Genomic DNA, 11,963 nt, shown 5'->3' with positions numbered 1-11,963 from the left:
TCCTTTCTTACTAGCTTTACCACAAATTTACTACAAATCCTAAAGCATTAATTCCTCTTTAAATCTTATAAAAATATCTAAATCCTTAACTCTTTAAAACCGACTTGCTTAAAAGCTTAATTCTTAATTCTTAATTCTTAATTCTTAATTCTTAATTCTTAATTCTTAATTCTTAATTCTTAATTCTTAAAACATTTACAATGGAAAATTTGAGTATACTTTTTACTTTTTACTTTTTACTTTTTACTTTTTACTTTTTACTTTTTACTTTTTACTTTTTACTTTTTACTTTTTACTTTTACTTTTTACTTTTTGTAAAACATTTTTTGAATTAGAATTTGTGGAAAAGTTATTTCTTTTCTTGTTTTTATTATAACATAAATATATTATAAAATCTATATGTTTTTTGAATTTTCTAAATATTTAGTTAATTGTACTTACATTTTTATTTCAATTGATATAAATGTATATTTATACTATAATTACTCTATTGTTTATACAGGGGGTGTTTTACTATGTTGGGCACAGTAGTTAATTTTTTTGCTATAATTTTAGGAAGCATTTTAGGATTATTTTTCAGAGGTGGCATACCTGATAGATTTAATGAAACAATGGGTAAAGCCATAGCTTTATCTGTACTTCTAGTTGGTATTTTAAATGCAATAAAAGCTGAAAATATCCTTTTAATAATTATCTCCTTATTACTTGGGGCTATAATAGGCGAATTTCTTAAAATAGAAGAAAATCTTGAGAAGTTAGGTAATTACTTAGAAAAAAAATTTGCTAGAAAAGGAAATACCATTGCTGAGGGATTTGTTACTGCAAGTTTACTTTTTTGTATTGGATCTATGGCTATTGTTGGATCCCTTGAAAGTGGGTTAAATAATAATCATGAGACTTTATTCGCAAAATCTGTTTTAGATGGTGTAAGCTCTATAGTTTTTTCTTCAACATTGGGTTTAGGAGTTATGCTCTCCGCTGTTCCTGTTCTCTTATATCAAGGACTAATAACATTATCTGCTTCTTTAATCAAAGAGTTCCTAGTACCTTCCGTAATAACAGACATGTCTGCTGTGGGCGGTCTTTTAATTATTGCTCTAGGTCTAAATATGCTTGAAATAAAAAAAATAAAAGTAGGGAATCTACTTCCTTCAGTATTCATCCCACTTATTTATTATATGATTAGTTTATTATTTTAAAATTTTGAACCAACTATATTATAATATAGTTGGTTTTTATGTTCACAATGAGGTTAAAAAGCGAAGTAACTATTTGTAGGGGCAGGTTTCCATGCCCGCCTGCTGTTTCCCAATAAAATTACAATTACAGTAAAATCGTAATGAAAATAGTATACTACTTTCTGTATTTTATATTTTTTATCAATATTATATATGTAATTTATAGGCATAGCGGGGCGGCGTGGAAACCGCCCCCTACGAGGTAGTTCGTCTTTTTTCTCAAGTATCAATTACCACTAAACTAATTCAAATCCCATTACTTTATTTCCTTAAGCACCTTCAAAAGATATTTCCAAGTTCTTTCCGTAGAAGAAATACTAAGTCTTTCCTCTGGCGTATGAACATCAAACATATTTGGTCCAAAAGAAATCATATCAATGTCTCCTAGTTTTTCTTTTAATAAACCACACTCTAACCCTGCATGGATTGCAGTTATCTTAGGTTTATCGCCATACATTTTTTCATAAACACTACCAAATAAATCTCTTATATAAGAATCTTTTTTATATTGCCACTCTGGATATGATGATACTAATGTTTGTTTTGCTTGATTCACTTTTGCAACTACTTTAATTCTATTTGTAATTTCATCTTTTAGTGATCCTATAGAACTTCTTACTGCACTTTCAAACATAACACAATCCTCTTCAGTTGAAACTACGCCTAAATTAGTTGAACTTTGTACCAATCCGCATATATCATTGCTCATAGTTTGAACTCCTTGAGGCATTGTAGTCAGAATATTTATTACCCTATTTCTAGTTTTTTTAGAAAAAACCTTTTTTGATTTTTCCTCTAAAATATTCATTTCTAACAATACGTCATCATCTATCCCTTTTAATTCATTCTTAAAAATTTCATTCCACTTATCAACTAATTCTGATAGTTTTTTAACTTCTATATCACTTATTAATAAAGTTGCTTCTGCATTTCTTGGTATGGCGTTCATTTTGGCTCCAGCTTTAATACTTGATAAATAAAATTCGATATCTTTTGCTATATCAAAAAGTACTCTGCCAATCAATTTTGATGCTACTCCTCTACCTTTGACAATCTCCATTCCTGAATGGCCGCCTTTTAAACCTTTTATTTTAAGCATTACAAATTTATATTCACTTTGTAATTCCACCCAGTTTATAGGAAGTTTAACTTTACTTCTAACTCCTCCAGCGCAACTAGTAAGTAATTCTCCTTCTTCTTCTGAATCTATATTTATTAAAATCTTACCCTCTAACATGTTTCCATCTAGATTTGCTGCTCCACCCATTCCTGTTTCTTCTTCTGTAGTTATTAAAACCTCTATAGGTGGGTGTTGAATATCCTTACTTGCTAATATAGCCAGTGCATAAGCTACAGCTATTCCGTTATCTGCTCCAAGTGTTGTTCCTGTAGCTTTAACAAAATCTTCATTGATTCTTAATTTTAATGGGTCCTTTAAAAAGTCATGATATATTTCTTCACTTTTTTCACAAACTATATCCATATGTCCCTGTAATATAACAATAGGTGAATTTTCATATCCATTTGTTCCTGGTTTTTTTATTATTACATTTAAAAATTCATCCTGAAAATATTCTAAATTATTATTTTTTGCAAATTGAACAAGATAATTTGATATTTCCTGTTCATTTCCTGATCCTCTTGGTATTTCACTTATTTCTTCAAAATAATGAAATACTTCTTTAGGCTTTAAATTTGATAAAATTCTATTCATGCAAACCATTCCTCTCATTGTCTAATAATATTATTTTCTTATTAATTCCCCCAGCATAACCTACAAGACTTCCCTTAGCCCCTACCACTCTATGGCAAGGAATTATTATGGGTATTTTGTTTTTATTATTTGCCCCTCCAACAGCTCTACTAGCTTTAGGACTCCCTATTCTAACAGCTATATCTTTGTAACTACAAGTTTCTCCATAAGGAATATTCATAAGCTCTTTCCAAACTTTCTTTTGAAAATCAGTACCTTCCATTATTATATTTACATCAAAAGATTTTCTTTTTCCTTCAAAATATTCTTCAATCTCTTTAATGCATTGTTTTATAATGGCTACTTCATTTAAAATTTCATAACTCTCATCAGTTAAACTTTCCATAAATTCTATTGAAATTATACCTATATCATTTGCTTGTATCTTCAAAAATCCTATTTTAGAATTATATATACTCGTATAAATCAAAAAAAATCACTCCATATCCTAAATATTTACTTGTGGTAACTCTATGTATATTATACCATCTTAGCTGAAAATAGGAATAGAAAAGGACACTCTTTTAAGTGTCCTTTTCTCAACTATTTAATTTCCATTAAGTTATACGGTGTCTTTTGATAAACATAGTAATTTAACCAATTAGAAAACAAAAGATTTGCACCGCTTCTCCAAGTAACCATAGGCTCTTTGGTTGGGTCATCATCTTCAAAATAATTTACTGGTACTTCTATTAAATGTCCGTTATTTATATCTCTGTCATATTCTAATTTTAAAGTATCTGCATCGTATTCTGAATGTCCAGTAACAAATATTTGTCTTCCCTCTTCTGACATAGCTATATAAACTCCAGCTTCTTTAGATTCAGCTATAAGCTCCACATCAGGATGATTTAAAATATCTTTTCTATCAACACCTGTATGTCTTGAATGTGGCGCATTAAAAAAATCATCGAACCCTCTCATCAACTCACATTTTTTATTATTTACTTTGTGAGTGAATACTCCAAACATTTTTTTATCTAGCATATGCTTTCCTATACCATAGTGATAATAAAGTCCTGCTTGAGCTCCCCAACAAATATGAAGAGTTGAAGTTACATTATGTTTTGAATATTCCATAATTTCTTTTAATTCTTCCCAATAGTCCACTTCTTCAAAATCCATTTTTTCTACTGGTGCTCCCGTTATTATCATTCCATCAAATTTCTCATGTTTTATTTCATCAAAGGTTTTGTAAAAAGCGTTTAAATGTTCATAAGAGGTATTAGTACTCTCATGAGTCTTAGTATTAAGCAATACCATTTCAACTTGCAAAGCAGTATTCCCTATTAATCTTACTAATTGAGTTTCAGTATTTATTTTTGTAGGCATAAGGTTTAAAATAAGAATTCTAAGTGGCCTTATATCTTGATGTGTTGCTCTTTCATCAGTCATAACAAATATATTTTCTTCTTTTAATATATCTACTGCTGGCAAATTTTCAGGTACGACTATAGACATATACTACTCCTTCCCTTCTAGCAATTATTTAATGCTTGATCAAAATCCTCTATTAAATCTCTTATATCTTCTATACCAACGGAAACCCTCATCATATCAGGAAGTACTCCTGACGCCTTTTGCGCTTCTTCACTTAATTGTCTGTGAGTTGTACTAGCTGGATGAAGTACTGAAGTTCTAGCATCACCTAAATGAACTACTAGTGCTGCTATTTTTAAGCTTCTAGTGAACGTTTTAGAAGCTTCTAACCCACCTTTTATTCCAAAAGTCATTATTCCACTAGCTCCAATTGGTAAGTATTTATCACTTAATTCTTTGCTTTTATGGCTTTCTAGTTTAGGATAGCTTACCCAATTTACCTTAGGGTGATTCTCTAAAAATTCAGCTAACTTTAAAGCATTTTCACTATGTCTTTCCATTCTTAAGTGTAAAGTTTCAAGACCTGTATGCATAATAAAAGCATTAAATGGACTTAAACAACATCCTAAATCCCTTAGTAGTTGAACTCTAGCTTTAGTTATATAAGCGGCTTTACCAAAAGTTTCAACATACTTAACTCCATGATAACTTTCATCTGGTTCAGTTAATTCTGGATATTTACCGTTATCCCAATTAAAATTACCTCCATCAACAATAATCCCACCAATACTTGTAGCATGGCCATCAATATATTTTGTTGCAGAATGAACAACTATATTTGCTCCATGTTTTAATGGGTTACATAAATATGGAGTAGCTAAGGTATTGTCAACTATAAAAGGTACTTCCATAGCTTCTGCAACTTTAGCAAATTTCTCAAAATCCAACACATTTAATCCTGGATTTCCTATAGTTTCTCCAAATAAAGCTCTAGTATTGTCTTTAAATTTGCTTATAATTTCATCTTCACTAGCATCTGGATCTACAAAAGTTACTTCTAAACCTAATTTTTTTAATGTAGCTGCTAATAAGTTAGTGGTACCTCCATAAATTGTTGAAGCTGCCACTATATGCTCCCCACTTTGGCAAATATTTAGAAATGTTACAAGAGATGCAGATTGACCTGATGAAACCGCTAGCGCCCCTACTCCACCTTCTAGTAAATTTACTTTGTCTTCTAAAGCTCCAACTGTCGGATTACTTATCCTAGAATACATGTGACCCTCTCTTTTTAAATCAAATAGCTCCGCTACTTCATCTGGATCAGAGTATTTATAGGTTGTGCTTTGATAAATAGGCAGTACCCTTGGTTCCCCTGATTTAGGATTGTAATTACCTTGTATACATATAGTCCCTTTTCTAAATTCTTTTTGCAAAAAAAAGCCCCCTTTTTATTTGTTTACTATAATAAAAACCACCTCTTTAAATTAAGAAGTGGTAGAATATACTTTTAGTATTTCATAATTACCTCTCCTTATCCCTCAGGTTTTATCCTGCAAGATTTAGCACAATTCTAATTATATATGATAATTAGCTGTTGCTGGGTTTCAACGGGCTCGTCCCTCCACCACTCTTGATAAGAATTTTTTATTAAATTAAAGATATTTTACATCCTTTCACTTAAAAATTCAAGCTATATTTGAAATATTATACTCTTTATTAAGATTCACTCTCTAAAAATTCTAATGTTTCTTCTATCATTATTTTTTGTTGTTCTTCTCTTGTAATCTCCGCAGGATTATCTCCCTTTTGAACCTGTCCATCACCATAAACTCCAAATTGAGTATGATCTCCCCCTTTTATTTCAACATAAATAGTATCCGATGGCATATATTTCTTTCCTTCATTTATTTTCTCTTTAGTTGCTAACCCATCTAATTCTGCTGAAATAGATTTCACTTTTATATCTGTTTGCGAAAGATCGTATTTTTCTGTAGTATAACCCGCATATAATATTAGCCCTTGTAGTTTTGCAAAATTTTCTTTTGCATATACACAAGACATAGCCCCACCCAAAGAAAATCCTCCTTGATACCATTTATCTATCTCTGGAAAATCATTCATTATTTCATTTGAACGGTTAATTCCAAAAATAGCAAGATTAAATGGCATTTTAGGTATAACAACCATATATCCATTCTTAGCAATTTCATATCCTGTATAAGCATGACTTTCAGGTTCAACTTGCCCTCCTGGATAAAAAATAAATCCCGCTTTTATATCTTCGTCAATAGGTTTTAAAACTATTCTATCATCTAAATTTTCTACAATGACTTTAGTGTCTGTTACCATAGCTTGAAGTGCTTGTTCATCTGCCTTATAAGAAAAACTAAGATAATTTGCTACATATCCACTTATTGCTAAAAATATTACTAATAAGCCTAATAATATTTTCTTTTTTTTACTCCATTTTTTCATGTTAAATTCTCCTTTAGCTCATATATAATTTATTATTAATATCATACTCCTTATATGATTTGTTTTCAATTTAAGCAAAATAATTTTTCCCTTGCTTTCATAAAATTAATAAAGCCCTTGATTTCTCAAGGGCCTATTTTTATACTTCTTTAACTATTTCATCATATAATTTTCTCTTGCTTCTAGGGTACAATGATTGTACTTCATCAAAATATCCTAGTGTAATAAGCATTACAACTTCTTTTTCACCATCTATATTGAATTCTTTCTTTATTCCTTCAAAATCTATTCCACTCATAGCATGAGATTCTACCCCATAATACTTTGCAGCATACATAAGTGACATAGCTAGCAATCCTGCATTACTTTCTGCAAACTTTATTTTTCTTTCTTCACTGGTACCGTAAAGCATAGCTGCAAAACCTTGAGTTGCTTCTAATTTTTTATCATCCTTCATCATAGATGCTATTTCATCCCACATAACATTTTCTTTTGAATATCCATTTCTATCTCCCAAAACAATTAATGTTACTGGTGCTTCTACTACCTTAGGTTGATTCATTGCTAGAGGCAATAATCTTTGTTTTGCCTCATCTGATTTAACAGCAATAATTTCCCATGGTTGAAGATTAAAAGCCGAAGGAGCTAATACTGCTAAATTAACTATATCTTGTAATACTTTATCATCAACTTTTTTATTTTTATCGAAAAAATTAACGGATCTTCTTTCATTATAAAGTTCTTTTAATGTATTCATTTAATTACCACCCTTATCAATCTATTTTTATATTTATAATTTGTTATGCTTAATTGTTATTACTTAATAATTGTTGTTAATTATATGATACTACTCTTTAACATTTTTATCAATACTTTTTATCAATACTTTTTATCTTATTATTATCCAAATAAATAAACTTATTTTTATTGTTTATCAATAATTTTTTATTAATATTTAATAATTTTATATTGCTTTTCAAGATTAAATATTGTATTATTACTTTAATATGATTTACTAAAAAACCATTCTTTGGGAGGATTTTTCATGAAATACTATGGCCAAATGTCACTATCATCAGTTTTAAGAATTTTACTTGATCTATTAATGGTTGGAGGATTGATTTTATGGGTTATAACTTTTGTTAAATTTATTTTAGATACTGGTCACATAAATTTAAGCTTAACAATAACCTATAGCCTATTTGTAATTGGAGGAATTTCTTCTCTAGCTATTTTGTACTATCTTAGAAAAATAGTTGGTACCTTAATAAAAGTAACTCCTTTTGTTTCTGATAATGTACGTAGTTTAGAAAGAATTTCAGTATGCTGTTTTATTATAACCACAAGTTACATAATAAATTTCTTTTGTAACAAACAATATAAAGATTTCGATATCATAAGCTATGATTTTACAGGCATTCATACTGATTTTGAAGCTTTAATATTTTTCTTTGCAGGTTGCTTTATATTGATACTTTCTAAAGTATTTCAACAAGCGGTTCAAGTAAAAGAGGAAAATGATTTAACTATATAAACGGAGGAATACTATGGCTATTATTGTTAATTTAGATGTCATGATGGCAAAACGAAAGATTTCACTTTCCACTTTAGCTGAAAAAGTTGGGATTACAAATGCAAATTTATCTGTGCTAAAGACTGGAAAAGCTAAAGCAATAAGATTTTCAACACTGGAGGCAATATGTAGAGAATTAGATTGTCAGCCTGGAGACATTTTAGAATACGAAAAAGATTAAAAAAATAAATGAGGTGATTTTATGAAAGGTGAAAATTATATTAATAAAATTGATTTAACAAAATCAGATAATAAATGGTTAGAATATCATACATTGACTAGAGAAAGAACTAGTGAATTAAAATCAATAGATAATAATAAACCCCTTAGTTTAAAAATATGGAGTATTATTGTAACTTTTTTGTCAGCTTTAATTTTTGATAGATTTTTTGTAGAAAAAAATATAGGTATCTCATTTTTCATTTACTGGGTTGTTCTTTTAGTTTGCTTTTATGTAGTGAATAAAGAAAATATTAAATTCAGAAAAAGCATGGGTTGGTTTTTATTAATACCTTCTTTATTAGTATCCTTCAGCTATACTATTCATAACAATATCATTTTAAGATCTATAAATATTGTTATAGTGCCTGTTTTATTTACTTTTAGTTTTTTATTGATTGTTTATAATTCTTTAGAATGGTATAAATTAAATTTTCTCCAGGATTTCTTTAAAAGGATTTTTCCTTTAACCATTGAAAATATGTTTAAACCTTTCTCATTTTTGAAGGAACTATTTACTTCTAAAAATAAATTAAAGTCTATTAATAAGGACATATTACTAGGAATACTAGTTACCATACCAGTTTTATTTATTGTTTTATTTTTATTATCTTCCTCAGATTTAATTGTAAATTACTATATTACCCACCTATTTTCAAATTTTAATTTTGATTTTAATTTCGGGCATATATTAATTATTTTCCTGATTTTTATAATTACCTTTGGTTTTATATGGAGTTTTAATTACCCTATACAAAGATTGATAATGAACAAATCCGAGAAAACAACTATTAATTCTTCTGTTATATTAGTTTTATTAATATCCTTAAGTTTTGTTTACTTGCTGTTTACATTAATTCAATCTAGCTATCTATATACTAGTGGCAAATCCCTTCCCACAGGTATAACCTATGCTAGTTATGCACGAACAGGATTTTTTCAACTTTTATTAGTCACCTTAATAAATTTATCAATTGTATATTTCACAACTAAATATATTGAATACAAAAATAACAAAGCAAAAAAAATATCTAAAATTTTATTATGCTTAATTGTGTTATTTACTATTAATATGCTTTATTCATCTCATTTTAAGCTTTCCTTATATGAAAATTATTATGGATTTACTTATTTAAGATTTTATGTACATTATACAATTATAACAATATTTATACTGCTAGTAATTGCTCTGGTAAGTATTATTGGTGAAAAATTATCCATCTCAAAATGCACTTTGGTATCTTTATTAGTTATGTATACAATAATTAATTTCTTTAATGTAGATGGATTTATCGCTAAAAAGAATATTCAACGCTACAACGCTACTGGAAAACTTGATATATCCTATAATATGAGTCTTTCTGCTGATGCATTTGAGGAAATATCTTCTTTAAAGGATAAATCTAATAAATATACTAATATTAGTGATAGTGTTGATAGATATATAGATAGAACACTTGATTATGTTAACTCTGATACCCATTGGTATGAGTTTAATATTAGAAAAAATGAGATAAAACAATTAAGAATTAAGAATTAAGGAGAAATTAATATGTTTCTTATCAAAGCTGCTACTTCCATTACAGGCGGAATAATCATAGCATTAATTACATTCATTATTATTTGTATATCAACATTATTACAATATAAAGTTGTAAATAACAATTTCAAACAAATATTGCTCTCTCCTTATATCTTAATGATATTGCTGTTTTTTATAAATTTTATATTTTTAGATTTAATCTTGTACAAAGTATTTTTTCTAAATGGTGAATACCATAACTATGGATTGATTGGAGCTTATATTTGGTTAGGAATATTATTTATTCCACTTATACTTTCATCTGTGTTACTTGCATCAAAAAATTATATTAGGAAGTGAAAAAATGAAAAAGAAATGGTTTATAAATTTATATGGAATATTTGAATTATTGATAGCTGTTGCAGCTATTATAGTAGGTATTTCCATGGTATCCTCCCCTAATGGATTAGTTGGAAGTTTTCCGCCAGAATTCCCTGAAGAATGGCTTGATAAAGTTCTTTTTACTAATTGGTTTATACCAGGAATTATTGCAATTTTGATTTTCGGTTTAGGTAATTTCATCGCTGGAATAAGTACTTTCATAAAAAATACTAGTACTTCTTGTATTTTAGGGATTACTATGGGTGGGGTATTACTTATAAGCATTATTCTTCAAATGATGATTCTTGATGTTTATCTTGTTAGTGTGGAATTTTTAGTTATTAGTATTATACAGTTGGTTTATGGGATTGTTGTGATTAGAAACTAGCATATCCCTACATATAAAAACATAAAAGGGTGTGATTAAAATAGATTATAATATGTTTGAAGAACTTATGTTTTATTATTACTTCCAATTTAATGTCCATTATTTCCTTGGAGCAATTATTCTTATAAACACTATCAAAGTTACCAAAGACTATATTAATCTTAGGAGAAACAATAACCTTAAAATTATTAAATTTAAATCAAGCTATTTTGATTTAATTACAAGTGTTTTTGTTATACTAGGTTTATGTAATGGAGTTATGTTTCAAGGAGTTCTTTCTGATATTTCAACGGAGTATAGCCAAATATGGACTGGAAAAATGATTATAATATTTATAACCTCTTTTGTACTACTTATTATTCAATTAGTTTTTAGTTTATTGTTACTTAATTATAAACGTAAAGATTAAAAATAAAGACTTCACCAGAAAACGGGGCGGCGTGGAAACCGCGCCCTACAAAACTTATTAGAAAATATCCTTCCCTATACTATTTTTTCAGTATTTTATTAAATTTTTCAAAGCAAAAAGTTTCCGATTTCTCGGAAACCTTTGTTTTTCTTATGTTAAATTTATTTTTCCATTTCATAAGGCCAATCTTCAATGCCACCTAAATTGTACACATTCTTATAACCCATTTTGCATAACATTCCAACAGCTTTTCTACTTCTTTTTCCTAATTTGCAGTAAACTATTATAGTCGCTTCTTTATCTGGTAGTATTTCTGTAGCTTTTGCTTCTAATTGATCAATTGGTAAATTAACACTCTTAGGAATATGTTTTTCTGCATATTCTTCAACAGTTCTCACATCAAGAAGAATTATTTTATCATCCTTTTCTAACATATCTTTTGCTTCTAATGGAGATATTTTTTTACATCCATCGTTTCTTTTTTTCTCTCTTCCCTTTTCCTCTTCTCTATTTTCAATCTTTTGTTTTTCTTTTCCCTTTTCTATATCCACATCCTCTTGTGGAAGGGCAAAAATTGATACTGCTAGCAATTGCATAACCATTATGCATACTAGTGATACGATTCCTATGTTCTTTAATTTTTTCATATGTTTCATCTTCCTTTCTTCTTAAAGTAAATTCA

13 protein-coding genes and 1 riboswitch are annotated in these 11,963 nt (G+C 28.4%); of the genes, 5 read left to right on the top strand and 8 right to left on the bottom strand.

Annotated elements, in window-relative coordinates:
• The first annotated feature begins 515 nt into the window (after positions 1-515).
• Positions 516-1,199 carry a DUF554 domain-containing protein gene (locus BUB83_RS10645; protein WP_073338447.1) on the top strand — a complete coding sequence of 228 codons (684 nt, stop codon included), beginning with the start codon at positions 516-518 and terminating at the stop codon, positions 1,197-1,199.
• Between the two features lie 295 nt (positions 1,200-1,494).
• Here the strand turns inward: BUB83_RS10645 and BUB83_RS10640 are convergent, their stop codons facing one another.
• The 6 genes from BUB83_RS10640 to BUB83_RS10615 form a co-directional block, all read right to left on the bottom strand.
• Complete coding sequence (locus BUB83_RS10640) at positions 1,495-2,952, bottom strand: aminoacyl-histidine dipeptidase (RefSeq protein ID WP_073338446.1); 1,458 nt, start codon at positions 2,950-2,952, stop codon at positions 1,495-1,497.
• The gene (locus tag BUB83_RS10635) at positions 2,945-3,421 is read right to left on the bottom strand and encodes a methylated-DNA--[protein]-cysteine S-methyltransferase (RefSeq protein ID WP_073338445.1); all 477 of its coding nucleotides are present in this window, start codon (positions 3,419-3,421) and stop codon (positions 2,945-2,947) included. Before BUB83_RS10635 ends, BUB83_RS10640 begins: the two co-directional genes overlap by 8 nt.
• Before the next feature lie 113 nt (positions 3,422-3,534).
• Positions 3,535-4,452, bottom strand: coding sequence for a homoserine O-acetyltransferase MetA (gene metA, locus BUB83_RS10630; RefSeq protein ID WP_073338444.1), 918 nt, complete (start codon positions 4,450-4,452; stop codon positions 3,535-3,537).
• A gap of 17 nt (positions 4,453-4,469) precedes the next feature.
• Positions 4,470-5,747, bottom strand: a complete 1,278-nt coding sequence (locus tag BUB83_RS10625) for an O-acetylhomoserine aminocarboxypropyltransferase/cysteine synthase family protein (protein WP_073338443.1) — start codon at positions 5,745-5,747, stop codon at positions 4,470-4,472.
• Positions 5,748-5,842: 95 nt separating this feature from the next.
• A riboswitch (SAM riboswitch) is annotated at positions 5,843-5,954 on the bottom strand.
• Positions 5,955-6,030: 76 nt separating this feature from the next.
• A complete protein-coding gene (locus tag BUB83_RS10620; RefSeq protein WP_073338442.1) occupies positions 6,031-6,789 on the bottom strand; it encodes an alpha/beta hydrolase in 759 nt (252 codons plus the stop codon).
• Between the two features lie 139 nt (positions 6,790-6,928).
• On the bottom strand, positions 6,929-7,546 hold the full coding sequence (locus BUB83_RS10615) for a nitroreductase family protein (RefSeq protein WP_073338441.1): 618 nt from the start codon (positions 7,544-7,546) through the stop codon (positions 6,929-6,931).
• Positions 7,547-7,834: 288 nt separating this feature from the next.
• Here BUB83_RS10615 and BUB83_RS10610 point away from each other — a divergent pair, with 288 nt between their 5' ends.
• From BUB83_RS10610 to BUB83_RS10600, 3 genes are read left to right on the top strand one after another with little or no spacing between them, the layout of a single operon-like run.
• Positions 7,835-8,323: a DUF2975 domain-containing protein gene (locus BUB83_RS10610; protein ID WP_073338440.1), complete on the top strand. Its 489-nt coding sequence runs from the start codon at positions 7,835-7,837 to the stop codon at positions 8,321-8,323.
• A gap of 13 nt (positions 8,324-8,336) precedes the next feature.
• Positions 8,337-8,543 (top strand): helix-turn-helix domain-containing protein, encoded by a 207-nt coding sequence (locus BUB83_RS10605; protein WP_073338439.1) that lies wholly within the window; start codon positions 8,337-8,339, stop codon positions 8,541-8,543.
• Between the two features lie 21 nt (positions 8,544-8,564).
• Positions 8,565-10,121, top strand: a complete 1,557-nt coding sequence (locus BUB83_RS10600) for a DUF4153 domain-containing protein (RefSeq protein WP_073338438.1) — start codon at positions 8,565-8,567, stop codon at positions 10,119-10,121.
• Here BUB83_RS10600 and BUB83_RS22710 read toward each other — a convergent pair.
• Positions 10,118-10,252, bottom strand: coding sequence for a hypothetical protein (locus tag BUB83_RS22710; RefSeq protein ID WP_278336925.1), 135 nt, complete (start codon positions 10,250-10,252; stop codon positions 10,118-10,120). The genes BUB83_RS10600 and BUB83_RS22710 overlap by 4 nt on opposite strands.
• Before the next feature lie 215 nt (positions 10,253-10,467).
• Between BUB83_RS22710 and BUB83_RS10590 the strand changes: the two genes are divergently transcribed.
• Positions 10,468-10,872, top strand: coding sequence for a hypothetical protein (locus BUB83_RS10590; RefSeq protein WP_073338436.1), 405 nt, complete (start codon positions 10,468-10,470; stop codon positions 10,870-10,872).
• Positions 10,873-11,442: 570 nt separating this feature from the next.
• Here the strand turns inward: BUB83_RS10590 and BUB83_RS10580 are convergent.
• Complete coding sequence (locus BUB83_RS10580) at positions 11,443-11,928, bottom strand: rhodanese-like domain-containing protein (RefSeq protein ID WP_242950663.1); 486 nt, start codon at positions 11,926-11,928, stop codon at positions 11,443-11,445.
• Between the last annotated feature and the right edge of the window lie 35 nt (positions 11,929-11,963).

This window comes from Clostridium grantii DSM 8605 (assembly GCF_900129965.1).
Taxonomy (GTDB): Bacteria; Bacillota; Clostridia; order Clostridiales; family Clostridiaceae; genus Clostridium_AF; species Clostridium_AF grantii.
This window is presented reverse-complemented; position numbering and strand designations above follow the sequence as displayed.

Bases quoted from the DNA above. Each gene is read 5' to 3' on its own strand.
- BUB83_RS10645 (WP_073338447.1), top strand. From the start codon at position 516: ATGTTGGGCACAGTAGTTAATTTTTTTGCTATAATTTTAGGAAGCATT.
- BUB83_RS10640 (WP_073338446.1), bottom strand. From the start codon at position 2,952: ATGAATAGAATTTTATCAAATTTAAAGCCTAAAGAAGTATTTCATTAT.
- metA (WP_073338444.1), bottom strand. From the start codon at position 4,452: ATGTCTATAGTCGTACCTGAAAATTTGCCAGCAGTAGATATATTAAAA.
- BUB83_RS10620 (WP_073338442.1), bottom strand. From the start codon at position 6,789: ATGAAAAAATGGAGTAAAAAAAAGAAAATATTATTAGGCTTATTAGTA.
- BUB83_RS10615 (WP_073338441.1), bottom strand. From the start codon at position 7,546: ATGAATACATTAAAAGAACTTTATAATGAAAGAAGATCCGTTAATTTT.
- BUB83_RS10610 (WP_073338440.1), top strand. From the start codon at position 7,835: ATGAAATACTATGGCCAAATGTCACTATCATCAGTTTTAAGAATTTTA.
- BUB83_RS10605 (WP_073338439.1), top strand. From the start codon at position 8,337: ATGGCTATTATTGTTAATTTAGATGTCATGATGGCAAAACGAAAGATT.
- BUB83_RS10600 (WP_073338438.1), top strand. From the start codon at position 8,565: ATGAAAGGTGAAAATTATATTAATAAAATTGATTTAACAAAATCAGAT.
- BUB83_RS10590 (WP_073338436.1), top strand. From the start codon at position 10,468: ATGAAAAAGAAATGGTTTATAAATTTATATGGAATATTTGAATTATTG.
- BUB83_RS10580 (WP_242950663.1), bottom strand. From the start codon at position 11,928: ATGAAAAAATTAAAGAACATAGGAATCGTATCACTAGTATGCATAATG.